This window comes from Psychrilyobacter atlanticus DSM 19335, from assembly GCF_000426625.1.
GTDB classification, from domain to species: domain Bacteria; phylum Fusobacteriota; class Fusobacteriia; order Fusobacteriales; family Fusobacteriaceae; genus Psychrilyobacter; species Psychrilyobacter atlanticus.
Genome location: NZ_KE384547.1, coordinates 527,249 through 550,876, shown reverse-complemented (window position 1 = coordinate 550,876; position 23,628 = coordinate 527,249). Strand labels below are relative to the sequence as shown.

Here is a 23,628-nt window from a genome sequence, read left to right as displayed (position 1 = left end):
CAAAATGAAAAAATTAATATTAGTTATAATTATCGCCGCCACTTTAGTAGGCTGCAGCAGCACCCCAAAGAAAACCGTGTCATATTCTCAATCCCATGTGAAAAACTCCAGATTTAAAACAGGTAACACCATCAAAGGGAAGGCTTCTTGGTACGGAGATTACTTCCACGGGAAGAAAACAGCCAGTGGGGAAAAATATAATATGTATAATTTAACTGCTGCCAATAAAACATTGCCCTTTGGCACTATTGTCAGAGTAAAAAACTTAGACAATGGAAAATCTGTAAAAGTTAAAATAAATGACAGAGGTCCCTATGTAAAGGGTCGAATGATCGATCTGAGCAGAGCTGCCTTCAAAAAAATAGCTCCCTTAGGAGCCGGAGTTTTAAATGTCGAAGTTACTATTTTAGATACTTCAAATACTTTTAGATATAAACACTAAATTTTAGCAACATGACGTTGTATCCAGAAAAACACAATCTAGATTCATATAATATTTTATTTATTATATAAATTTTTCGATCATAAAAAAATGAGCAAATTATTTTGCTCATTTTTTTTATTTATTTAATTGTTTTTCTTTTTCTACACCTAGGTGAAAATAGATAATTGATGCAGGTCCACTGATCAGTCTTCTTCTTATAAAGTTATCTGATGGCGTCTTAAAATATCCCGTCGCAATAAGAGTAGAGAGACCATGAGCATATGTCCAGCAATCAATAGTCAGTGTTTCTTTAACATCAGCAGGAAGACTATCAAATCTTTCATCTTTTTTCATCTCCTCAAAAATAATCTTATGAAATTCAGATATCAATGTACTGTATGAACTGTTTCTTAAAAATATAGATTTAAACAATGGTTTTTCTTCCCTTGCAAATTTACAGATACCCATTCCTATATTAAGAAATGGTACCTCCTCTTTTTCCTTACTTACATATGTCAAAAATAGATTTTTGGCTCTATTTATCAATTCTTTTTTCAATTCATCCATAGACATAAATAAACCATAGATGGGAGCAGGAGAACAGTTCAATTCCTTGGCTAAACTTCTAGCTGTTATATTTTCCAAACTACCCCTCTCTAACATACCAAAAGCTTTGTCTATTATTTGTTCTCTTGTGAATATAGGTTTTTTAGGCATTCTTCCCCCTCCATTTTTATTTTTTTGTATTATAACACTTGTTTTTTATTTTTTCAACTACTATTCTATATAAGATTGCAAATCACAACTAAATTTTAGCTGTAATTTTATATAAAAGGGAACCCCACGAGGGGTCCCCTAAATAATTAAAATTTATATGCTGCACTTATTCCAGTAGCAATTATATTTTTTTTGTAATTTACTCCGTCAACTTCATGATCGATATAATCTACATACATTGTTGAGAATGTCCACTCTAAGTTAGGAGTCTGTTGGAACTTAGCTCCTGCAGTAAATATGTGTGAATCTAATGCAAATTCAGTATCATTAAACGTTTCATCAGTTGCACCTGTCTCTGCATAGTTATATCCAGTAGTCAGAGTCCATCTTTCAGACACTTGATATTCTGTACCTACATTAACTTCCCATCCATTTTTAAATCCATCTTTACCATCTGTATCAGCCTCTGAAACGAAATAGTAGTTTCCTCCACCCATTACAGTCCACTTATCAGTCATCTTATAAGCTACCCCGTACTTTAATTCAGCAGGTAGGTCTCTCCATCTTTTGTCCCCATCAATGATTGGAGCTAACGCTGCCCCTGCCGGATTTGATGCTATCGTAGGTAACATTGCTCCTAAATTTCCAGTTCCTTTTGAATCTGCTTCAAATTCCAGCTTAACTTTTGTATTATAAGTCATTGCCATATTCAATCTGTCGTTAGGCCTGTAGTTTATACCAAATGTCCCACCGAATCCTTGAGCTGTTCTCTCGGCGTCATAAGTACCATCTACAGCATATTTAGGTATTGGAAGTGGTGTTAAATTTGCATCCTTAGATGTTTCTATCTCAATATTTCTTTGAGCATAGATATATTTTACCCCTGCCGCTACCGACCATTCATTGTTTAATCTGTATGCTGCACCAAGGTTCGCCATGGCATAAGCATTTTTCCCCTCAACAGTTCCTGTCCCCGTACCTAATAAATTGTCTAATAAAGGCACTCCATCCTCATAGTCTAAAGTAGGTCCTCCTGCGGCTCCTCCAGTGTTACCATAAAATGCCCAGTCTCCACTTTTATGGATATAACTTAAGTTAGGTATAAGTCCTAATGGGTCGTTAGCCTTGTAGTTTTCTCCACCTTTTTCCATCTCATAAGTGATGTTAGATAGTTGTCCACCTACAGATATATAGTTACCATCCTCTAAGTGAACTAAACCTGCCGGATTATAATAAGCCGCTTCTGTTGTTAATGTAGCATTTTGAGCTGGATTCCCCATATATGCCGGTGTTGAATTAGCAAGTGCATCTACACTGGCTCCATATGATGCCGTGCTTAATAAAGCTATGCATCCAAATAATATTTTCTTCATTTATTTCTCCTTCTTCCCCTTTTTTTATAGGTCAAAAATTTGACCTTTCTAATTAATTACTAGTGTAATATAACATCTATTATTTTAAAAGTCAAGGTTTAGGATAACACTCGTTTTTCATTACCTTTTTAATCACCAATCTCTTTAGGCTAAACAACTATATCTTAGTTTATTCTTAATAAGGATATTCCAAAACTATTAATTATACCTATCCACCAATTCTCCATGAGATAGAATTACAAGGGAACCTAACTATCACAACTAATCGAAACAGATACAAATGAATAAGATAAAAAAGTTTTAAATCACTCCTACCTGAGGTATAATTATTATATAGAAAAAACTAAAGGAGTTAAGATGTATATAGAATTAGCTAAAGAGATAAAAAAAATAAATGGGTGCCTGTATATCGTAGGAGGAGCTGTGAGAGATTTTTTTCTCTACAACAAACCCATGGATGAAAATTCAAATATAGACATAGAGATTTTAGGAGTTTCTCCTGAACAGATAGAAAAAATATTAAATAATTTTGGCAGGTGGAAATTAGTTGGTACCCTCTATAAGGTTTACCTTATAAATAATTTAGAAATTACTTTACCTAGAGATGAAAATGGATTTAATCCCTCTTTGAAGATCGAAACTTCCATTCTAAACAGGGATTTGACCATCAATTCCCTCTATTATAACCCTCTGACAGATCAGACTATAGATCTTTATAGAGGGAAGTTAGATCTGGAAAATAAAGTTTTATACTATGTAGACCGGGAAACATTTTTAGAAGATCCCCTCAGGTTATTTAGAACCATTGAGCTGGCAGGTAGACTGGACTTTGAACTTTCAGAGGATTTAAAAAAGCTGATCTCAACAAATTTTCACCTCATTCAAAGCATTCCAAAGGAAAGGATCATGGGAGAATTAGAAAAAATCCTTTTAAACCACAAAAAACCTTCTAAAACTTTCAGACTGTTAGATGACACTGGAGGAGTAGAGATCCTCTTCCCTAACCTCTACCGTTCAAAAAAAGTGATCCAAGATAAAATTTTCCATCCTGAGGGAGATGTTTTTACCCACACCCTTATGACCCTTGATGTCTTAAAACCATCTGAAAGAACAATAGAACTTATGATAGCTCTTTTATTTCACGATATTGGAAAAAACATCACACAAGACACTCATTTTAAAGGTCATACCAAGGCATCCAGAGATATGTTTTTAGATCTGATAGATAAATTTACAAACAACAAAAAACTTATATCTTCTGCAGCTGATTTAATTTTTTATCACGTTTCTCCATTGATACTTATGCTAAACAACAAGGTCAATAAGGTCACTATAAGGAAGTTAGCTGTCAAAGTCAGCATACCCAAACTCCTAAAAGTCTATGAAGCTGATGTTTTAGGAAGGGGACGATTAGACAACTCCGAGGAACTGGAAAACATCAAAAAGATAGATTCTATCTATCACGAGATAAAGGATGACCTAACACCTTTAGTCAATGGAAGACACCTCCTTTCATGGGGTTACAAAAGTGGAAAAGAATTTAAAAAGATCTTAAACTACCTGTATAGATTACAGTTGGAGGAGAAATTTGTCAGTGTTGAAGAAGCAAGAGAAATAATCAGATGCAGAGAACCTAAGATTAAAAATTAAGAGTCAAAATATCAGCTTTAACCTGTTAAAATACAAACTTTAACAGAATGACAAAGAAAAGGCTTGAATATTTACAAAAATATCTAATTATGATATTCTTGTACTAGAATGATTAGGAGGATTTATGAAAATTTTAAAAAAAATATTACTTTTAACCATCTTACTTTCCTTTATAGGTTGTTCTAAAAACACCTATGTCAGAAATATTGAAAAAGGATATAGTAAGAGTAAGGAAGACTCCACTATTTATGTTAAAGATAGTGAACAATGGAAATATACCAAGAAAAAGGCAAAATATTCAGTTTATGAGAATCAGCACTTTTTAGTATTGAAAGAAGATAAAAAGACCCAAGAAAAGACTCTATATTTAGCTTTAAAATATAGAGGCGATGAGTGGTTATATATGAACGGACTTGATCTAATTTCCGGTGAAACTTATCATATGGATTTTATGGCTAGAAAATTAAATACAGCTTTTTGGAGAGATAAATCAAACCTTGTGGATTCCATCGAGGAATATATTGCATTTGCTTTAAAACCTCAAGAGATCGAAGCCCTGAAAAAAATGATTGCTAATAATCATGGGAAGATAAAGTATTATAGTGAGGTCGATGACAGGTCTGCAACAACAACAGTAACAGCTGAAGAAATTCAAAATATGAGTAAGATCTTAGATCTATACTCTAAATAAAAAGCAACGTGACGTTGCATCTAGACAAGCACAATTCAGGTTTTTATAATTTTTATTTACTTCATAAATTTTATGATTCCCTAAATAATAAAATATAGGGGTAATTCCCCTGTCAAAAGGAGAGATATTATGTCAATTAAATTAAAGCATTGCTTAACATCACATGTAACAAAATTCAATCCTCAAAGTCGTGGGTTTGATATAGCGGGACAATTCGATACTTTGGTTCAGCCTATTTTTCCAATTGGAATGCCTAAACTATCTATATACTTAGCATTTGAAGGATTAAATAGAGATACCAACTTTGAGATGAGGATCAACAGTCCTAGTGACGAATTGTTATCTAGTGGTGAATTACCAGTTCCTAGAGATATGTTTGGTCAAGGTAGAAAAGTTATTAACATTGAAAAATTTGTTATTTCTGAAAGAGGAGCATATACATTAGATATCTTAGAAAAAACTCCTAGCGGATTAAAATTCTTACTGACTGAGACTCTATTTACTACATCTTATCCACCTAAGAGACAATTTGGAGATGGAGAAGTAGAAGCAATCTTATCTTCTAAAGAAAAGATCATCAAAACTATCAAAAGTGACTTCAAACCGGTAGACCTAGAAACTAGTGTAAAATTACAACTAAGTTTAGATGTCAATGAAAAGCTGGAAGAAGATCATATCTTATTCCCTGAAAACAATACACTTACTCTTGAAGGGAATGAATATGACCTTACTGGATTAAGAAGGGAAATGGAATGGATGTTTGGAAGACCTATTCCTGAGCAGCAACCTCAAAACGAAGAAGGATCTGTAGAAGAAACTAAATAATATATACCCAATAAAAAATACACCTTGAATTTCAAGGTGTATTTTTTTATCTATTTAGCTACATTTCCACTTACATTGAGTACATCCCAAGTTCTCGCAAATGGAGGAGCGTAGCAAAAATCCATCATTCCTAATTCCGAAGTTTTCATCTTTGTAGCAACTGCCATGGCAATTACATCTACCCTCAGCACAGCTCCATTTTTTCCTATGATCTGCCCTCCTAAAATAACCTTAGTTTCGGCATCATATATTAATTTTACGAAAATATTCTCCTGTCCCGGATAATAATTAGTTTGATTTTTGTCCTTTACTAAGATAGTTTTATAGTTTATCCCATCTAACTTAGCATCTGTTTCTGTTATTCCTGTTCTTCCAGCTTCTAAATCCATTACCTTGATACAGGCAGATCCCAGAGTACCACTAAATTTATTTTTAGCTCCAGCTAAATTTTCTCCTACAACTCTTCCAATTTTATTAGCTGTAGTAGCCAGTGGAATATACACATTTTTCTTTCTGACTTTATGATATACCATTGCACAGTCTCCAGCGGAATAGATACCATCTACAGATGTTTTTCCCTCTTCATCTATTATGATAGCTCCCCTATCCATCTCAATCCCTGTATCCTTCAGGAATCCTGTTGCAGGTCTTACTCCAGTTGCTATTACTACTATATCAGCCCTATATTCACCCTTGTCGGTAATAACTCTTTCTACCCTGACATTACCTTCTATTTTTTTTACAACCTCTTCTAAATGAAGATCTACACCATGTGATCTGATCTCTTCTTCCATAAGATCTGTTATCTCACTATCAAAAGAAGCTGACATTACCCTTTTCCCACGTTGGATAACTCTGACATTTTTTCCTAATTGTTTTGCTGCTTCTACAACCTCTATCCCTATATACCCAGCACCAATTACCAAAATCTCTTTATTTTCCTCTTTCATCATGGCTTTCTTTAAATCTATTCCATCATCTATAGATTTTAATGTGAAAATGTTTTTTAACATTTTTATCCCTTCAACTGGTGGTAAAACAGCATTAGCACCTGTAGCTACCATCAATTTATCGTATGAACTTTCAAAAATTTCATCTGTTTCTAAATTTTTAACTATTACTATTTTTTTCTCTGGGTCTACCTTTAAAACCTCATGATTTATATTTACTTCTACACCAGATTCCCTAAACTGCTCTGGAGTCCTGGCAATCATCCCTTGGGGGTTATCAAAGAAATCTCCTACATAGTAGGGCAACCCACAGGCTCCAAAAGATACGATGCTTCCCTTTTCATATACTATAACCTCTGAATTTTTAGCCATCCTTTTAGCCTTTGCTGCTGCACTCATTCCTGCTGCTACTCCACCTATAATAACTATCCTCATAAATCCTCCTTTATTGCCTATGAAACTAATAATTTATAATTAGAATTACACCCTCTCTCGGCCTTTGGCCACTCTCTCCCTAACTAGGGAGAAACCTAAGAGGATGAGGGTCAAAAATTTATTTTTTCTTTTCTCTGGCTTCTTTTTCCCTCTCTGCCTGAGTTTTTGAGATATAATATGGCTCCAATGTATACAGATTATCTGCATCTTTTTCTACTGCCATCTCAGCCATTATTCCTGCTCTTACCATTGAGTTAGATTTTAAATTATATATGGCATTTTCTCCCATAACTTCATCTATTATTTCCTTATAAACGATACTTCCATCACCTGTAAAGGTTATTTTTTCATCTTTATAACCTTCTAATATTAATTTTAATTCCTCAGCTCCATAGTGAGATACATTTTCTATTTTATCCCCATTATATTCATAGACAGAATAGTATACCCTTCCCTTTCTAGCATCTATAAGGGACATAATTTTATTAGAAGTTTGTGATATTGTACGTGCAAGGATATCCAATTCATTTACTCCTACAATATCGCAGCCGATACTATAAGCTAATCCTTTGGCTGTTCCTACTCCTACTCTTATCCCTGTAAATGACCCAGGCCCTATACTGACAGCCACTCTGTCTATATCCTTTGGCTTAAGTTTTGCCAGATCAAATACCATGTCTACTATTGACATCAACGAATCTGAATGATTCAATCTTATATTTGCATTTATTTCTGATAAAATGCCTATCTCACTATCATATAATGCTACACTACCTGTTTTAGTAGAAGCATCGATTCCTAATACTACCATAATTTATTTAACTCCTTCTCTCTCTTTTCATTTCCAACAAATTTCATCTCAACTTCACGAGAATTTTCATCTCTGTGATACATTTTTATCTCTATATATTCCTTGGGTAACTCCGTATCTATTATGTTAGCCCATTCTATTATTGTCAGTCCATCATTATGTAGATAATCTTCATATCCAATTTCATATACTTCCTCAGGATCACACAGTCTGTAAACATCAAAATGATATAAGGGCATCTTTCCCCCTAGATGTTCTAATACATAGTTAAATGTAGGACTTTTTATATTCCCAGTGATTCCTAATTCTTTAGCCATTGTTTTAGTCAGAGTCGTTTTCCCTGTTCCTAAGTCTCCTACCAGTGCTATTACGTCATTTGGAATTACAAATTCTGCTAATTTAACTGCTAATTCTGTTAACTCCTCAAATGATAATATTTTTTTCATTTTTTCATTCTCCTTTTTTACTCTTTCCTTGTTGTTGTTTTCCCGTGAATTGAGAAACCATAAGAAGGAAGAGTTAGTTATTTCCCGCTATCTTTTTCACTACATTACTTGTAGATTTCCCATCTACCAAAGTAAGGATCCTTACTTCTCCTCCGTTTCTCTCTACGACAACAGTTTCAGGAAGATCTTCTTTCTTATAATCTCCTCCCTTTACATGGATAGACGGCTTCAATGCCTCTATTATTTCTACAGGAGTATCCTCTGGAAATATTACAGAATAATCTACAGCTTTTAACCCGCATAATAATTCTGCTCTATCCATCTCACCATTTATAGGTCTTGTAGGTCCTTTTAACCTTCTTACAGAATCATCAGAGTTAACTCCTACGATCAATATATCCCCACATTCACGGGCTTCATTTAAGTATCTTAGATGTCCCACATGCAAGATATCAAAACATCCATTTGTAAAGACCACTTTTTTTCCACTTTCTTTTAGTTTTTCAACTAATTTACCGGCCTCTTCTCTTGTTAATATACTCATTAGTTCCTCCTAATTTTTTTCTTTTTATTTCTATAAATTATACCTTAATTTCAATTCTTTTAAAAGTCCTCACTCTCAAATGTGTCTATAGTTTTCTCTATTGTCATATTTAAAAAATTATTTTTTAATATAAGAATTTTTTAATATTCCTGACCACGTGAAAACGCCAAAGAGGAAAGAGTAAGTATCTACCTATGCCTCATCTCATCCAATTCAAAAATCAATCTATCGTATGAAGACTGCATCCTTTTCATCTTTTCCTCATACTCCCTTGTTTTTTCTTCCACCTTTACTTTCAGTCTTCCGTCAACATCACCTAATTTTGCCTTTAGTTCCCTTAATTCTTCGTTTCTAACTTTTAATTTCTGTTTTAAGGTTGTGTTTTCTTCCTCTATTTTTTTAGTTTCATTCTGAATCTCTAATTTATCCCTGCCTAATTTTTCCAGTCTCCCTCTCAATTTATCTATTTTACCTAATAACTCTATTTTTTCCCTTCTATACCTGCTCTTCAATACAAAAAACATCTTCTATTCTCCTTTTCCTAATATATTTTATACAATAATTTTAACACGATTCTATTAGTTAATAAATCATTATAACTATACTTATGTAAAATTCTAGCTTAATCACTAAAATAGAGAGGGATAACCCTAGGATTATCCCCCTCTACATTAATTACTACACTTTCAACCTCGTAAAACTATTGTACTCAAGGTCAATATATAAGACCTCGTTGTTTAATAGTTCTCCTTTATTCAATAAAAACTTAATTACTTCTCCTACCTGTATTGAAGCTGCCAATGCAGGGGTGAAGCTGGGATTTCCCATCTTATTTTCCAGATCATCCTCACTATAAATTTTATCCAAAATAAAATCCCCCGGCATGATCACTGCTACCTGTGCTATCCATCCTCCTATAGCTCCATGAACCATGGGAATCTTATTTCTCGCACAAGATTTCTCCACAACCTTTTTTAACGTAGATGAGTCTAGTGCATCCACTACTATATCTGCACCTTTTATGACTGCATCGATATTATGATCAGATATCTTTTTATTGATTGCCACAACTTCTATCTCCGGGTTTATAGCTTCCACCCTCTTCCTGGCTTCCTCTACTTTTAATAAACCTAAATTACCCTCTGTAGAAATTATCTGCCTGTTTAAATTAGACACCTCAAATTTATCAAAATCTACAAGGAGAAGTTTTCCCACTCCTACCCTTGCAAGCATCTCAAGTGCATATCCACCTAAGCCTCCTACACCTAAGATCACTACTGTAGATTCAGATAATTTCTTTTGTTCATCGGTCGATATCATTTTTTTATTTCTGGAATATCTATCCATCTTATCCTCCTCCTACAGGGGGGAAGATGGATACTCGATCTCCTTCTTTCAAAGATTCATTATAATCTAATTTCCTTACCCCATTGATCATAACTATCATAATTTCCTTTTCTACGATTCCAATCTCATCCATCAAGTTATCTATTGTCAGACATTCCTTTACTTCTACCTTTTTTACTCCCCTGCTTTCCGGAGGGAATAATTCCCTCAAATAAGCAAAGAGTCTCACCTCTATCTGGATATTTCCCATCTAAATACTCCTAAAATTCCAATGTTTCGTCTAATTCTTCATCTGTAAAATCAAAGGTTACATTATGAGGACCAACAGCTTCCTCTTTAAAAAATTCAGGTAGTCTATCTTGAGCCTTTGTTATTCCTGCTCTTTGATTAAATGCTTTTTCCAGCTTTAATACTTCCTGTCCACTTGCAAGGATCTCATTAATATCAAAATTAGTATTATATTTTGAATTTATCATATTAGCTACTTCAGGGAACGCTGTTTCATCATCTAAGATAGGGAAAGCTACAAATATACAGAAACCTAAACTATCTAAAACTGCCGTTGCTATCTGAAGGTTTCTAGATAATTCCACTTGTCCATCTTTCTTTAATGGATCGACAACTCCTCCTACACCTAGGATATTCGATGTAACTGCGTATCCTGCCGTATGGTCTGCCCCCATTGGAGTCGTTGCATAGGTTACTCCCTGCCCCTTTACCGATCTTGGGTCATAAGCTGGAAGTGCCTGCCTTTTTACTACTGGCACCCTCTCTGTTCCAAATGCCTGCCCTGTAAATGCAGCTCCATTACCTATGATTCTTCCAATAGGTGATCCTTTACCGATCTCTTCCAATAGTTTTATCGCACCTTTATCATCACCAAACTCTAAATATCCACCTTCCATTGCTACTCCTACTGCAACTCCGGTATCTATAGTGTCTACTCCAAAATCATCACACATCTTATCCATTTGAGCTATTGAATCCAGATCTTTTATGTGACAATGAGCTCCAAATGCCCATATAGTCTCATACTCAAATCCACCTGTAAGATAGTCTCCTTTTTTATCATTGTATACTTGAGAACATCTCATGATACATCCAGGATGACAGGCATGAGTTGTCTGACCCTTTCTTTTTTCAATAGTTTCAAACATCGTTTCTCCACTAATATTTTCTGCAAATTCAAATCTGCCGTCTCTAAAGTTATCTGTAGGTAATCCTCCAGCTTCATTTAAAACATTTACAAGAACTGCCGTTCCATAGGCTGGCAGACCTTGTCCAGATACAGGATGAGCTAAGACTGATTTTGAGAAGCTTCTAGCCGCTGTTCTAAAATTATCTATATTATGGTACTCAACTTTATTTTCTTTTCCGGGATCAATAACTATCGCTTTTATTCCTTTAGATCCTAAAACTGCCCCAGTTCCACCTCTTCCACAATGTCTTGTAGGTCTTCCCTCAGGGTCTGTAACTGCAATTGATGCTGCAGTTAATCTCATTTCTCCTGCCTGTCCAAGGGACATCACAGTTACTTTTTCTCCATGTTTTTCCCTCAAGATATTTCCTACCTCGTAGTTACCTTTCATCTTTAAGTAACCGGCATCCTCTATTGTAATTCCTTCAGGAGTTATTTTTATAAGGTTTAATTCCTGGTTTTTAGGTTTATTCTCTATAATAACTGCCTTATACCCTAATTTTGCCAAACTCTGAGCTGCTGTTCCCCCTGCATTTGATTCCTTTATTCCACCAGTCAATGGACTCTTAGTTCCTACACTAAGTCTTCCCGAACTTGGTGCTAAAGTTCCTGCAAAAAGACCTGGAGCTATTACTAACTTATTGTTCTTTCCTAATGGATGTGATGTTGCATCAACTTCATCAGATATAATCCGAGATGTCAGTCCTCTTCCACCTAATCCTACATATTCCTCTTTTACCTCTTCAAAACTAATGGTCTTGGTACTCATGTCAATTCTACAAATTTTCATAATGTGTTCCTCCTTATTTTGGTCTACTCCTTTCCAAATGCGGGAGGAAATTCAGTTTCCTAAAAGACCCATTGGTGTCATTTCATAGATATCAAAGATCCTTAGAAATTTCCACTCGGAGATAACATTAATATAATAACCTTACATTAAAGTATACAATATATATTTTTTATTTCAAATTTCTTTCACTATAGCTTTAACCCTCTAAAATTTCTCTGCATTAATATATATCTTCTCTATCTCCTCTTTAGGAATTATCCTGCTGATTATCCCTGAAATAATGATTATTCCGAAGATATCTATTATTAGACGGCTTAGAGCAAACTTCGTCCCAAGTGATGCCATCTCAAAGAGAAACATGGGGATCTTAGTTGTGGACCAAGCCCCTAAAAATATAATGATGTTGCTGAACTTAACTCCCTTTTTCATAAATACAGCGGCCACCGGAAAAGCTCCATAGAGAGGCCCTGCAGCTGCCGAACCAATAAATATCGACAGTAAAATTCCCTTTATCCCTGATCTTTCTCCCATATATTTCACCATGGTTTCCTTAGGTACCCACACATCGAGGAGCCCCAGTAATACAAATACAGGAGGGATTACAAAAACCATCTCTTTTAGAGAATAAACAGTAATATCCACGGCTTTTATTCCTAATTCATAATTTACTACAAATAGAATAGTCAAAATTATAAGTGTTGTCATTAAAAATTTATATCTTTTTATAAATCTCATCTTATACCACCAAAATCCCTATTATATAAGCTACAACAAAAGAAAACACAAATGCTATTGAATTTCTTACAATAGCAAAACGCTTCCCAAAATATTTCATTTCGATAGGAAGTGTTATAACTCCTACCATCATCAGAGTAGATATAAAAGCTGCAATCTGCATATATCCTGCACCATTTTCCAACAGCATTGCCGCTGTGGGAAAAGCCACAAAACCCGGTATTAAAGTTATTGCTCCTATAATTCCCGAAATTAAGACTCCTAACCATCCAGATCTGTTCCCTATAATCCCAGATATTATCTCCGGATTAAAAACAGCTAAAAGTATTCCAACAAGAACAATTACTCCCAGAAATTGGGGCAGTATATTTTCAAATGCTTTCAAAGCTTTTTTCAGTGCCTTCATGGTCTTCTTTTTGTCTTTAAAGTAAGATAATATTAAAAGAAATATGGTAATAATATATAAAGTAAAATTCATTCTCTCTCCTTGTAAGTTCTTAGTTAAATATTCCTCTCTATCAAATTAGTAAAAATCTCATACCATTTTCAGTTTTTCGCTGATACGATAGCCATCTATTAGTCTTTTTTAACTTTAAAAAATTCATCATTTCTAACGACCATTTATCCGTACTATCGATCTCTAAATACAATATTCTTTTCTTACTCTCCTTTGTATACTCAATCTGTAAATTGGTTAAAATTTCTATACTCTCATGTCTTATAGAATCGTATTTTTCGGCTACACCTCTCCACCCTAAATCCATTCCTAATTCGTCATTTTCATGCATTAAAGCGAAAGCAATTACTTTTTTTTCTTTCTTTAAAATAAATGAACCTTGTGCAATAAAATCTTCTTTAATTATATCTCCCCATACCCCTATATCAGCTTCTTTAACTGGATTATCAAGATGTGACTGAGTATAGCTATCTTTTGCTAATTCAAAAACTTCTTTCAACTCATTGTCAGATTTTATATCTGATAGTGCTAAAACTTCTAAATCATGTTTATCTATATAGTCTCTCATCCTCTGTTTATCAATTTCAATTTTAGAAATATCTATTTGAGGTTCATGAGTAGATCTGTACAGCTTGAAACCTAGAGATTCTAAGAAGTATGAACTAGTTAAAGATGTTTCACAAAATGAACTCTGTAAATATGAAAAACCACTGCTCAAACTTTTAATATATTTATACATATTGGTTCCAATTTTATTTCTTCTATATTCTTTATCCACAATCATATTAAAATAAAGACTGCTTGGATGAAAATTGTTTATCGAAATACTGAAAAAACCAACAGGTTTTTCATCAAGTAAAGCTATATACACTGAATCAATATATCTACCTTTCACATAGATTTCTTTATTCTTGAAGGGAATTTTCCTTTCTTCTAAGATAGTCCTATCAATAAGATTTTTGATGAATTCTTCGTATATTTCCGATGAAGATATTATTTTTATCATAATTTTATTCACTCTCCATGCATATAAAAATTAATTATATATATAACAGTTAACCATAAATTCATCTATAGGTTTATGCTATACTACATCTATCAATTAAAAACGGAGGTTCAAAATGATATTTCATATAGTAGATAAAGATTATTGGCTAAACCAAGTTCCTAGTGGCGAGTACCTTACAAGAGATCTAGATTCAGAAGGCTTTATTCACTGCTCCGATATTCAAAAAGTTACCCAAGTCGCAAACCAAATATATAAAGGTATCCACAATCTAATTATCCTTTATATTGATGAAAATAAGGTTTGTGCTAACATTAAATGGGAAGATCTTTATAATTTAAATTATGACTATCCACATATTTATGGTCCTCTAAATATAGACGCAGTAGTTTCGATTCATGAATTTGAACCTAACGAAGAAGGCTACTTTCGTATTCCAAATGATCTAATATAATTGATTGCTCAATATATGTAAATCATGTAAGCCATTATACAGGTGTTGTATTAACCGACATTACTTACCTTAAAGTATTTCTGTACATAAGGTTTCAAATCATTGTATTTCAAATTCAGTATCTCATTAACTGTGTATACCGTCATTAATTCTTTTGTAATTTCATAACCATAATAATATGCAACTCTACCTTCCCAACGATTCATAGAATTTGATATACTAAATAATTCTATTTGTGATTTCCTTTCCCAATTTTGAATTTTTAATATATTTTCTAAAGCTACTCCATTTTCATGCCTTCTTTTATCAGAATAATCTATCCATTTGTCTACGCCTTGTTCATCCAAATAACCTAACCAAAATATGTCTGTATCACTTTCATCGGTATAATATTTTGTCAGATATGTAGCTAACCCTTCAATAAAAATCCTTTTAACCGTTGTATCCATTCTGCCTTTATAATTCCTAAAATACATCTCTGGATTTAATTTATAATGAATTGGATGAACAATTTCATGAATTACAAAAGATTTGGGATTATATTTCTCTTTTGCATTGTCATAAGCTAACAAATCTACGATCATATATGATTTATCTTTAAGTATTATCCCTTGTGAATCTACTGTCGTATCACCCAACAAAAATATAACACCATCTATGTTATACTTCGAAAATAAAGGATGATTTGATTTCTCATAATCTTCAATAGTCGATTTCAATAGTGATACACTATCCTCTATACTTTCTATCCTGGGTTTTTCAATGCCATCGACGTACATTTCAATACTCTCTTTAATTTCTTTATTGCTTCTATTAATATCATTTAGGAAACAATTTAAGCCACAGTATTCTGTAAATATTGCTGATGAGTAGTATTTCTCTTTTTCAATTTTATCTGATCCTAACTGTATTTTATATAACTCCAAGTAATTCATTATCCCACCTATTTTTCAGTAATAAATAATTTTAGCTGACGTTGCCAAACTTTATTAAAGATCTAATCTTCTAAAACTTCTATTAAATCTCCTGGTTTTATCTCTCCCTCTTTTAAGATCTTCGTAAATATACCCTCTCTAGGCATAACGCAGTCTCCTACTAATTTTTTTATCTCACAGCCTACATGACATTTTTTTCCTATTTGAGTTACTTCTTGAAGAGTTTCACCAATTTTTAACTTTGTTCCAACTGGTAATTCATATAAAACCATTCCTTCTGTTGTTAGGTTCTCAGCAAATTTACCTGTACAAAATCCTACTCCGTCTAAATCCTTTAATTTCTTGATACTAGTATTATCTAATAAACTAACCTGTCTATGCCAGTTACCAGCATGAGCATCTCCTACTAAACCATGATCCACCTTAAACATCCCGCTTTTTATAGGCTGTTTAACTACACCCTTTGTTTCACTTATATTTACTGCAAGTATTTTTCCTTTTATATTACTCATGATTTTCTCCTTATTTTATAATTATTTAATTTATGTTTAATTTTATTTTTTTTACTCTTAAAAACCCTTGAACACAGAGATTCACTGAGTTTGAAGTTAGAGTTTCACTGAGATTTTTCTCTAGATAATTTTTCTTTTAAATTCCTTTTTCTAGATGTTACCCCACTTCCCAGTATAACTCTTACAAGTTTCGTCGTACCCACTATGCCCGTCAGGCATCCCACTAAGAAACGGGGATCCGTGGTCTTTACCCCTAACATCAAATGGTTATTGCTTCAACTTCTCTATTTGAGAGAAGTCATAATGAGGAAGTATAAGATTTTTGCTTTTCTTTGGTTCATTTCTTTTGCTGCATTTTTATTTTTTTCTAATGTTATTGGAGAAAAATGAAATATTCGCATATCTGAAATGAACCCGTATCAAAGGCGGAACCTTTGGAACTTAATCTTTTATCACAATTTATTTAGAATAAAAAAACGTGAGGTCTACCTAAAATTCTATTATCTCCCCTGGATTTTCTAACTTATATCCCGGTATATTTTCCACTTCTTTAAAAAACTCTTCCGATTTTATATATTCAATAAATTTTAAAACTCTTTCATCTTCCAAACTGTCCTTTAAAACTGCAAAATCATAATCCTCATAGTCTACAGATATGAAATCCAGATCCAATATATCTGCTGCGGATTTAACTCCTAAAGCCAGGTCACAGGTTGAAGATTTCACCGACATTGCTGCTGCCAGATGAGTTGTAGCTTCCCTCTCATATCCCTTTATATCATTATTATCCATACCTAATTTTTCCAGGTTATAATCCAAGAGAATACGAGTCCCTGCTCCCCTCTGTCTGTTCATAAATACCAGATCATTTCGAGTCAGATCTTCTATCCCTTTTATGTTTTTTGGATTTCCTTTAGGAATCATCAGCCCCTGTTCCCTCTTTATTCCTTTTATCAATGCTGCATCTCTTGATGGGAAATATTTATTTAAAACATCTATATTATAATCCCCGCTTTTACTATCCAACATATGGATAGGAGCTATGGTAGTCTCCTTTTTCTTTAGTGCTAACACCCCTCCAAAACTTCCTACGTGGGATAGTGATAGTCTCACCTTATCAGAAATCCTATCCATTATAGGATCGTTACTTCCAATCACTACTATGGATTTTTTTATAGTCGAAAGCGGTTTTAGGAGTTTTATTTCTACCTCTTCCCCTAGATCATGTCCCTCATTGTTTCTAGCTATCACAAGGATTCCATCGGCTTTTACCAAACTCATACTGACTCCTGCTCCCCTGTCTAATGGAGTGGCAACTAATTTTCCTCCTACATAACCTAAAGTCATACGGACAAACTCCTTATGTTTTAACGATGAGTGGATTCTCTTAGATAAGCTGGCTTTTACTATGATTTCCTTTTCATCATCCCTACATAACATCTTCTCAAGGAGTGATTTTACAAACTGCTGGTAAACAAAATACGCTGATACCGGGTATCCTGGTATTCCTATTACAGGTTTACCCTTAATAAACCCAAGGATAGTCGGTTTTCCTGGTTTTATAGCTATACCATGGATTATTACCTCTCCTAATTCTTCTATGAGAGATTTAGTATAATCATGGGTTCCTGCTGATGATCCTGCATTGATAATTACCACATCATTTTTTTCCACTGCATCTAATATATTTTTCTTTAGGAGTTCCTTTTCATCCCTAACAGGTGAATACCTATATGGCTCTCCTCCTGATACGGTAATCATAGCCTCAAACATCCTAGAGTTAGAATCTATGATATCTCCTACCTTTAAATTTCTATAATCTTCTACTATCTCACTTCCAGTTGGAATGATCGCAACTTCTGGCTTTTTAATTACCTCTATCTCAAATATTCCTCCAGCAAATAAAGCTCCTATATCCTCTGGTCTGATCTCATGAAATGAAGGTAAGATCATATCGTTTTTTATAATATCTTCCCCGACATTTCTAATATGCTGATATGGGTGTGCTGATTTTATTATTCTGACATCTCCATTTTCTAACTCCACCACTTCTTCTATCATGATAACAGCGTCAAATTTATTCTTAATAGGATTCCCTGTATTCACATAGAGAAAATCACTTTCTTTTTTTAGTATTACAGGATTGGTTTCACTGGCCATCTCTGTATCTTTAGATCTTACTAATATTCCATCCATAGCTGATGCATTAAAATTAGGAGATGACACATTGGCAAAAACAGGTGACGATGTCACTCTTCCCAAAGATTTCTCAGTAGAGATGATCTCCTTTTTACTATATTTTTCTATCCTGTTAAAAAACAGTGGTTTAGTTTCTTCTAAGCTGATATTATTTATAAATGTATTTCTCATTCTGCCTCCTAAAATCTATATACCTTTACCCTGCTTCCTTTTTCTAGTCCCTCTATATTACTTTCCAATATTATATATCCATTGGATTTAGTCATAAGAGTGGTCATCCCTGATTTTCCGAAAATAGGATTAATAACTATATCATCATTTTCAATAGTTTTGTTGATCATCTGATATGTTGTCCGTCCAGGAGTCGAGTGAAGATTGTGAGATAAAGTTCCATAGTAATAATCATCTTTATCCTCACAAAAATATAGGTTTTCAATAAGTTTTTTTACAACAATATTAAAAACAACCATGGAAGAAATCGGATGCCCAGGTAATCCAAATATCAGTTTATCGTTAGATTTCCCAATAATGGTAGGTTTTCCAGGTTTTATCGAGATCCCATGAATGAAAACCTCTCCTTCATCCAGTAGAGATATAACCTTACTTGTGTAGTCATAGTTTCCGGCAGAACTTCCCCCTGATATGAGAACTATATCTGATTTTTCAGTGGATTTTTTTACCTCTTCTAGTATAGTATCAAAATTATCTTTTACTATTTTTTTCTCTACCACAACTCCGAATTTCTGGATAGCTAAAGAAAGGGTGTAGGAGTTCACATCCCTAATTTTCCCCATCTTGTACTCTTCATCTTCCCCTATGATCTCATCTCCTGTGGAAATTATAGAAAATTTAAACTTTTTAAATACAGGCAGGTCATATATCCCAAGAGACGCTAAGGCTCCTATATTTTCAGGAGTTATAGTTGATCCTTTTTTTAGAATAACATCATCTTCCTTTACATCTTCTCCCATGAGCATTATATTTTCAAAACTACTCACCGGTTTATGCACTAGTAAAGTATCCTCTAATATCTCACAATACTCTATCATTATCATAGAATCTGCACCTGTCGGGATCATAGCACCTGTGGGAACATATATTGCCTCTCCGCTTTCTAATTTTTTAGAGGTATTTTCCCCCATTAAAACTTCACCTTTTATGGTGAAAAATGCAGGTATACCTTGGGAAGCTCCCAATGATTCTTTGGACTTTATAGCATACCCATCCACTGTAGACCTATTAAATTCAGGAACATTGACACTAGCTACAATGTTTTCACATAGTACTCTGCCCAATGATTCTTCCAGTTTACATGTCTCTTTCTTTCCTTTAAGTGAGGGTATTTTTTTTAAAATTAATTCCTCTATCTCATCTATATCCGTTACCTTCAAAAAATTCATATTTTAACTCCTCTTCTGTTCTATTCCTAATTTCTCCAAAACTATTTTTTCTCCCTCTAAATTCTCAAAAAAACTATGATCATGAGTTACAACAATTATAGTATTCCCTTGCTGATTATATTTCCCTAAAATATCTATAAGCTCAAGTTTTGCTGATTTATCCAGGTTTGCTGTAGGTTCATCTAGCATGAGTAGTTTAGGAGAAAATGAAAGTGCCCTTACTATTGCAACTTTCTGAGTTTCTCCACTAGATAGTTTAGAAGCTTCCTTATTTTTCAATGTCTTTAAATTAAATATATCCAAAAGAGCTGTCATACTCTTATCTATATTCTCTCTTTTTCTAATTTTCAATGGGTATGCAATATTTTTATATACATTTCCTTTGAGCATATATGGATTGGCATCTACCAATGAGATCTCATCTTCTCTAAAAGAGTCATCTATCCTGCCTTGATACTCCTTATCTACCTTAGCCAAAATATTTAACAGGGTCGATTTCCCTGCTCCATTTTCTCCAAGTAGATAACTGATCCCGCCTTTTCTAAAAGTGAGTTCCGGAATATTTAAAATACCTTTTCTATTAAATTCTTTTTTTAAATCTCTAATTTTTATATCCTTTTTCATAATTAGTCATTCACCTCGATCTTATGAACATATATAAAATTATTAATTAAAAATGTGATTCCCAATAATATTATCCCTAGAGCTATCCCTGTAGAATAGTCTCCCATCGAGTTTAACATAGAGATAGACGTTGTCATTACCCTGGTAGAGCCCTTTAGGTTACCACCTACGATCATCACTGCCCCTACCTCTGTTATAGCTCGAGAAAAACAAGTTATAACTATGATCAGCAGTTCATCTTTTAATTCAAACAGGATTAAAAACAATCTGTCTTTTCTCTTTCCACCCAGTATCTTCCCTACTCTATTTATTTTTCGTGCCTTAGACCGGCTCAGTGTATAGGTCAAGCTCAGGCATAGAGGTAAGATCAATAGTGATTGAGCTATAATAATGGCTGTAGGTGTATAAAGTAACTCTAAAAAGCCAAATACTGAGTTTCTAGATAAAACTAAAGCTACTACCAGCCCTACTACTACTGATGGAACACCCATCAAAGAGAATATTGTTCTGGCAAAAAAAACTTCTCCCTTAAATTTTTTCAGCCCCAACTTTAATCCTATAGGTATGAATACAACTGAAATTATCGTTGTTGAAATAAAGGCAACCCCTATTGAAAGGAAAATAACTTCATATAACTCCTTATTCAAAGAAATTATTAGTTGAAATGCCCTTATAAATCCATTTAATATATAATCCATATTTTTTCCTTTTTAAGTTTATTCCGCAATAAATAAGCAACGTGACGTTGCATCCAATTTGTCAGATTATCCACCTATGCTTACCATGTTTTTCTTTATATATTTTTTTTCATCCAACTTATGTTCTTTGGGTTTTTCTCCCATAATTTCTTTTAGGGTTCCCAATGGATCTTTCTCCGCCAAGACTTCTAATAGGTCATACTCTGTATCAGAGTGTAAACACAGCTTTAATTTCCCTTCAGAAGTTATCCTTATTCTATTGCAGGAAGCACAAAATTTATTTGAATTAGGAGATATAAATCCAACCTCTCCCTCTGAATTTGGCACTTTATAAATTTTAGCTATATTTTCTTCCCTATAAAATTTCAACTCTCTATGCTTTTTTAAGACCTCTACTGCTGAATAGTGTTTTCCTTTACCCCATTCTACATTATCTCCCATTGCCATTAATTCAATAAACCTTACCTGTACTTTTCGATCTTTAGTAAATTTTATAAACTCTCCTATTTCATCATTGTTAAAGTCATTTATTAAAACACAATTTATCTTTATAGGGATCATATTTAATTCTTCTAATTTATCTATAGATAACAAAATTTTAGCTAAACCATCTACCCCTGTTATACCTTTAAACTTTTCCCTTTTAAAGGTATCAAGGCTCAGATTTACCCTGTCTAACCCGGCTTCTTTTAGTTCTTCTAATTTATCCGATAGCAACAGTCCATTGGTGGTCATGGCAATCTCTTCTATCCCGTCTATATCCTTTATTCCCCTTACTATTTCCACCAAATCTTTTCTTAATAGAGGTTCCCCTCCTGTTAACCTTATTTTTTTTATCCCCATTTTTGAAAATAATTTTACCAAATCAACGATCTGATGCTGAGACATGTTTTTTTCAAAACGATGTATATTCTCATAGGGACTACAATATTTACACTTAAAATTACAACTATCTGTCAATGAAATTCTTAAGTAGTCTATATCTCTACTATATGAATCTAACATATTTCACCCCTCTATTTTCTGGCACAATCTCCTGTTTTTTTTAATAAAATTTCTAGACCGTGATCTATCGGTTCTAACATATATTCTAATATCTCCCTTACAGCTTTCGGACTTCCGGGAAGATTAATTATCAACGTATTCTTTCTAATTCCTGCAACACCTCTAGAGAGCATCCCACGATTAGTTATCTTCATACTGAAAGCTCTCATAGCTTCTGGTATCCCAGGTGTGAGCCTCTCTATCACCCTCAGAGTTGCTTCTGGTGTCACATCCCTTGGAGAAAACCCTGTCCCTCCTGTGGTTAAAATTAAATCTATATCTCCTCTTTCTACGACCTCTAAAAGTTTATTCTCTATAATTTGTTCTTCATCTGGAATGAGATCTGTTGCAATAACTTCATATCCAAAATTTTCTACACACTCTATAATCACTTTTGTACTTAGATCTTCCCTCTCACCTTTAGATCCCTTGTCACTCATACAAATTATTCCAACCCTCATAATTTCACCTCTTATTCTTAAATAAATAGTACATTGATCTACTTTGTTATACAAAGAATAATATACCTCATTTTTATATAAATCAAGTTTTTTTCTAAAACATACAATAAAATACTACAACAAAAAGACCCATAGATATCCCCTCGGTATAGTGTAATACCACTAGACATTAAAAGAAATATCTATGAATCCCAATTTTTAAAAATAACAAAATTTAGGCATAAAGATATTATTGTTATTATTTCTCTCCTTTCCATTCAGAATGAAAATTTTCCAAAAATTCTTCCATGACTCTATGTCTGTTTTGAGCTTTTTCATATCCTGCTTTAGTATTCATCTTGTCCTTTAAGAGCAACAGTTTCTCATAGAAATGACTTATTGTATCTTCCTTATCTTTTATATCGAGCTCACAATCTGGATCATACATAACTCTTTTTTTATATCCTCCATATGCAAAAGTTCTCCCTATCCCTATGGCTCCTATAGCATCCAACCTGTCTGCATCTTGGACTATCTCACCCTCGATAGTTTCCATCTTGTGTTTATTTTCCCCACCTTTAAATGAAATATTATTCACTATATAAACTACATGATCTATTATTTCATTTTGTACTCCTAATTCTAATAGAAAATCAGTTATGATGTTTTTTCTGTCCTCATCGGTGTATCCAAACTTATGATCTGCTATATCGTGTAGGAGAGCTCCTAGTTCAACCACAAATATATCTATATTCCCCTCATGAATGAGCTTTTCCTTCTTGGTTATATCCATTGCATTATTGAAAACTCTTACAATATGCCACCAATCATGTCCTGTTCCTTCTCCTTCTAATTTCATCTTAACAAATTCTTTGGTTTTCTCTATAATTAGTTTTCTATTCATCTCCAACACTCCCACAAAT

Annotated in this window: 27 protein-coding genes and 1 riboswitch; of the genes, 5 read left to right on the top strand and 22 right to left on the bottom strand. The window is 33.6% G+C overall.

The annotated features are described in order from the left end of the window. Positions 1-4 precede the first annotated feature (4 nt). Positions 5-442, top strand: a complete 438-nt coding sequence (locus tag K337_RS20350; protein ID WP_028855300.1) for a septal ring lytic transglycosylase RlpA family protein — start codon at positions 5-7, stop codon at positions 440-442. A gap of 117 nt (positions 443-559) precedes the next feature. Here K337_RS20350 and K337_RS0103100 read toward each other — a convergent pair whose 3' ends face one another. Continuing rightward, the gene (locus tag K337_RS0103100) at positions 560-1,141 is read right to left on the bottom strand and encodes a TetR/AcrR family transcriptional regulator (protein WP_028855299.1); all 582 of its coding nucleotides are present in this window, start codon (positions 1,139-1,141) and stop codon (positions 560-562) included. Positions 1,142-1,287: 146 nt separating this feature from the next. Further along, positions 1,288-2,514 carry an OmpP1/FadL family transporter gene (locus K337_RS0103095; protein WP_028855298.1) on the bottom strand — a complete coding sequence of 409 codons (1,227 nt, stop codon included), beginning with the start codon at positions 2,512-2,514 and terminating at the stop codon, positions 1,288-1,290. 357 nt (positions 2,515-2,871) lie between these two features. Here K337_RS0103095 and K337_RS0103090 point away from each other — a divergent pair, with 357 nt between their 5' ends. The 3 genes from K337_RS0103090 (at position 2,872) to K337_RS0103080 (ending at position 5,680) form a co-directional block, all read left to right on the top strand. Further along, on the top strand, positions 2,872-4,164 hold the full coding sequence (locus K337_RS0103090; protein WP_028855297.1) for a tRNA nucleotidyltransferase/poly(A) polymerase-related protein: 1,293 nt from the start codon (positions 2,872-2,874) through the stop codon (positions 4,162-4,164). Positions 4,165-4,288: 124 nt separating this feature from the next. Next, positions 4,289-4,855 (top strand): hypothetical protein, encoded by a 567-nt coding sequence (locus K337_RS0103085; protein ID WP_028855296.1) that lies wholly within the window; start codon positions 4,289-4,291, stop codon positions 4,853-4,855. A 129-nt stretch (positions 4,856-4,984) separates the two neighbouring features. After that, entirely contained in the window at positions 4,985-5,680 is a 696-nt protein-coding gene (locus tag K337_RS0103080; protein ID WP_028855295.1) for a hypothetical protein, read from the top strand. Positions 5,681-5,730: 50 nt separating this feature from the next. On the opposite strand, the gene K337_RS0103075 is transcribed toward K337_RS0103080, so the two are convergent. The 11 genes from K337_RS0103075 to K337_RS0103025 all read right to left on the bottom strand — a co-directional run bounded on the left by K337_RS0103075 (position 5,731) and on the right by K337_RS0103025 (position 14,399). Beyond that, entirely contained in the window at positions 5,731-7,065 is a 1,335-nt protein-coding gene (locus K337_RS0103075) for a CoA-disulfide reductase (RefSeq protein WP_028855294.1), read from the bottom strand. A 118-nt stretch (positions 7,066-7,183) separates the two neighbouring features. Further along, on the bottom strand, positions 7,184-7,876 hold the full coding sequence (tsaB, locus tag K337_RS0103070) for a tRNA (adenosine(37)-N6)-threonylcarbamoyltransferase complex dimerization subunit type 1 TsaB (RefSeq protein ID WP_028855293.1): 693 nt from the start codon (positions 7,874-7,876) through the stop codon (positions 7,184-7,186). Continuing rightward, positions 7,870-8,322: a tRNA (adenosine(37)-N6)-threonylcarbamoyltransferase complex ATPase subunit type 1 TsaE gene (gene tsaE / locus K337_RS0103065; protein WP_028855292.1), complete on the bottom strand. Its 453-nt coding sequence runs from the start codon at positions 8,320-8,322 to the stop codon at positions 7,870-7,872. The genes tsaB and tsaE overlap by 7 nt, the downstream gene beginning before the upstream one ends. 73 nt (positions 8,323-8,395) lie before the next feature. After that, positions 8,396-8,866: a D-glycero-beta-D-manno-heptose 1-phosphate adenylyltransferase gene (gene rfaE2 / locus K337_RS0103060; protein WP_028855291.1), complete on the bottom strand. Its 471-nt coding sequence runs from the start codon at positions 8,864-8,866 to the stop codon at positions 8,396-8,398. Between the two features lie 188 nt (positions 8,867-9,054). Continuing rightward, positions 9,055-9,390, bottom strand: a complete 336-nt coding sequence (locus tag K337_RS0103055) for a hypothetical protein (protein ID WP_028855290.1) — start codon at positions 9,388-9,390, stop codon at positions 9,055-9,057. 154 nt (positions 9,391-9,544) lie between these two features. Then, on the bottom strand, positions 9,545-10,213 hold the full coding sequence (locus tag K337_RS0103050; protein ID WP_028855289.1) for a HesA/MoeB/ThiF family protein: 669 nt from the start codon (positions 10,211-10,213) through the stop codon (positions 9,545-9,547). A gap of 1 nt (position 10,214) precedes the next feature. After that, positions 10,215-10,463, bottom strand: coding sequence for a MoaD/ThiS family protein (locus K337_RS0103045; protein ID WP_051251577.1), 249 nt, complete (start codon positions 10,461-10,463; stop codon positions 10,215-10,217). 10 nt (positions 10,464-10,473) lie between these two features. Then, positions 10,474-12,201: an aldehyde ferredoxin oxidoreductase family protein gene (locus tag K337_RS0103040; protein ID WP_028855287.1), complete on the bottom strand. Its 1,728-nt coding sequence runs from the start codon at positions 12,199-12,201 to the stop codon at positions 10,474-10,476. A gap of 10 nt (positions 12,202-12,211) precedes the next feature. Next, a riboswitch (molybdenum cofactor riboswitch) is annotated at positions 12,212-12,334 on the bottom strand. Positions 12,335-12,405: 71 nt separating this feature from the next. After that, entirely contained in the window at positions 12,406-12,936 is a 531-nt protein-coding gene (locus tag K337_RS0103035) for a permease (protein ID WP_028855286.1), read from the bottom strand. Position 12,937: 1 nt separating this feature from the next. Next, entirely contained in the window at positions 12,938-13,414 is a 477-nt protein-coding gene (locus K337_RS0103030; protein ID WP_028855285.1) for a hypothetical protein, read from the bottom strand. A 40-nt stretch (positions 13,415-13,454) separates the two neighbouring features. Continuing rightward, the gene (locus tag K337_RS0103025; protein ID WP_028855284.1) at positions 13,455-14,399 is read right to left on the bottom strand and encodes a GNAT family N-acetyltransferase; all 945 of its coding nucleotides are present in this window, start codon (positions 14,397-14,399) and stop codon (positions 13,455-13,457) included. 115 nt (positions 14,400-14,514) lie between these two features. On the opposite strand from K337_RS0103025, the gene K337_RS0103020 reads away from it, so the two are divergent. Beyond that, positions 14,515-14,853: a DUF952 domain-containing protein gene (locus tag K337_RS0103020; protein ID WP_028855283.1), complete on the top strand. Its 339-nt coding sequence runs from the start codon at positions 14,515-14,517 to the stop codon at positions 14,851-14,853. A 50-nt stretch (positions 14,854-14,903) separates the two neighbouring features. Here K337_RS0103020 and K337_RS0103015 read toward each other — a convergent pair whose 3' ends face one another. From K337_RS0103015 to K337_RS0102975, 9 genes are all read right to left on the bottom strand, one after another. Then, positions 14,904-15,632 carry a hypothetical protein gene (locus K337_RS0103015; protein ID WP_156877297.1) on the bottom strand — a complete coding sequence of 243 codons (729 nt, stop codon included), beginning with the start codon at positions 15,630-15,632 and terminating at the stop codon, positions 14,904-14,906. Positions 15,633-15,850: 218 nt separating this feature from the next. Continuing rightward, positions 15,851-16,300, bottom strand: coding sequence for an MOSC domain-containing protein (locus K337_RS0103010; RefSeq protein ID WP_037029124.1), 450 nt, complete (start codon positions 16,298-16,300; stop codon positions 15,851-15,853). A 489-nt stretch (positions 16,301-16,789) separates the two neighbouring features. Continuing rightward, a complete protein-coding gene (locus tag K337_RS0103005) occupies positions 16,790-18,670 on the bottom strand; it encodes a molybdopterin biosynthesis protein (RefSeq protein ID WP_037029122.1) in 1,881 nt (626 codons plus the stop codon). Between the two features lie 8 nt (positions 18,671-18,678). Continuing rightward, a complete protein-coding gene (locus K337_RS0103000; RefSeq protein WP_028855279.1) occupies positions 18,679-19,899 on the bottom strand; it encodes a molybdopterin molybdotransferase MoeA in 1,221 nt (406 codons plus the stop codon). A gap of 3 nt (positions 19,900-19,902) precedes the next feature. Continuing rightward, the gene (locus K337_RS0102995) at positions 19,903-20,523 is read right to left on the bottom strand and encodes an ATP-binding cassette domain-containing protein (protein WP_037029120.1); all 621 of its coding nucleotides are present in this window, start codon (positions 20,521-20,523) and stop codon (positions 19,903-19,905) included. A 2-nt stretch (positions 20,524-20,525) separates the two neighbouring features. Next, a complete protein-coding gene (locus K337_RS0102990; RefSeq protein ID WP_028855277.1) occupies positions 20,526-21,221 on the bottom strand; it encodes an ABC transporter permease in 696 nt (231 codons plus the stop codon). 66 nt (positions 21,222-21,287) lie between these two features. Continuing rightward, positions 21,288-22,226, bottom strand: coding sequence for a GTP 3',8-cyclase MoaA (gene moaA, locus K337_RS0102985; protein ID WP_028855276.1), 939 nt, complete (start codon positions 22,224-22,226; stop codon positions 21,288-21,290). A gap of 11 nt (positions 22,227-22,237) precedes the next feature. Then, a complete protein-coding gene (locus tag K337_RS0102980) occupies positions 22,238-22,726 on the bottom strand; it encodes a MogA/MoaB family molybdenum cofactor biosynthesis protein (protein ID WP_245584864.1) in 489 nt (162 codons plus the stop codon). 238 nt (positions 22,727-22,964) lie between these two features. After that, positions 22,965-23,609 (bottom strand): HD domain-containing protein, encoded by a 645-nt coding sequence (locus K337_RS0102975; protein WP_028855274.1) that lies wholly within the window; start codon positions 23,607-23,609, stop codon positions 22,965-22,967. Positions 23,610-23,628 lie beyond the last annotated feature (19 nt).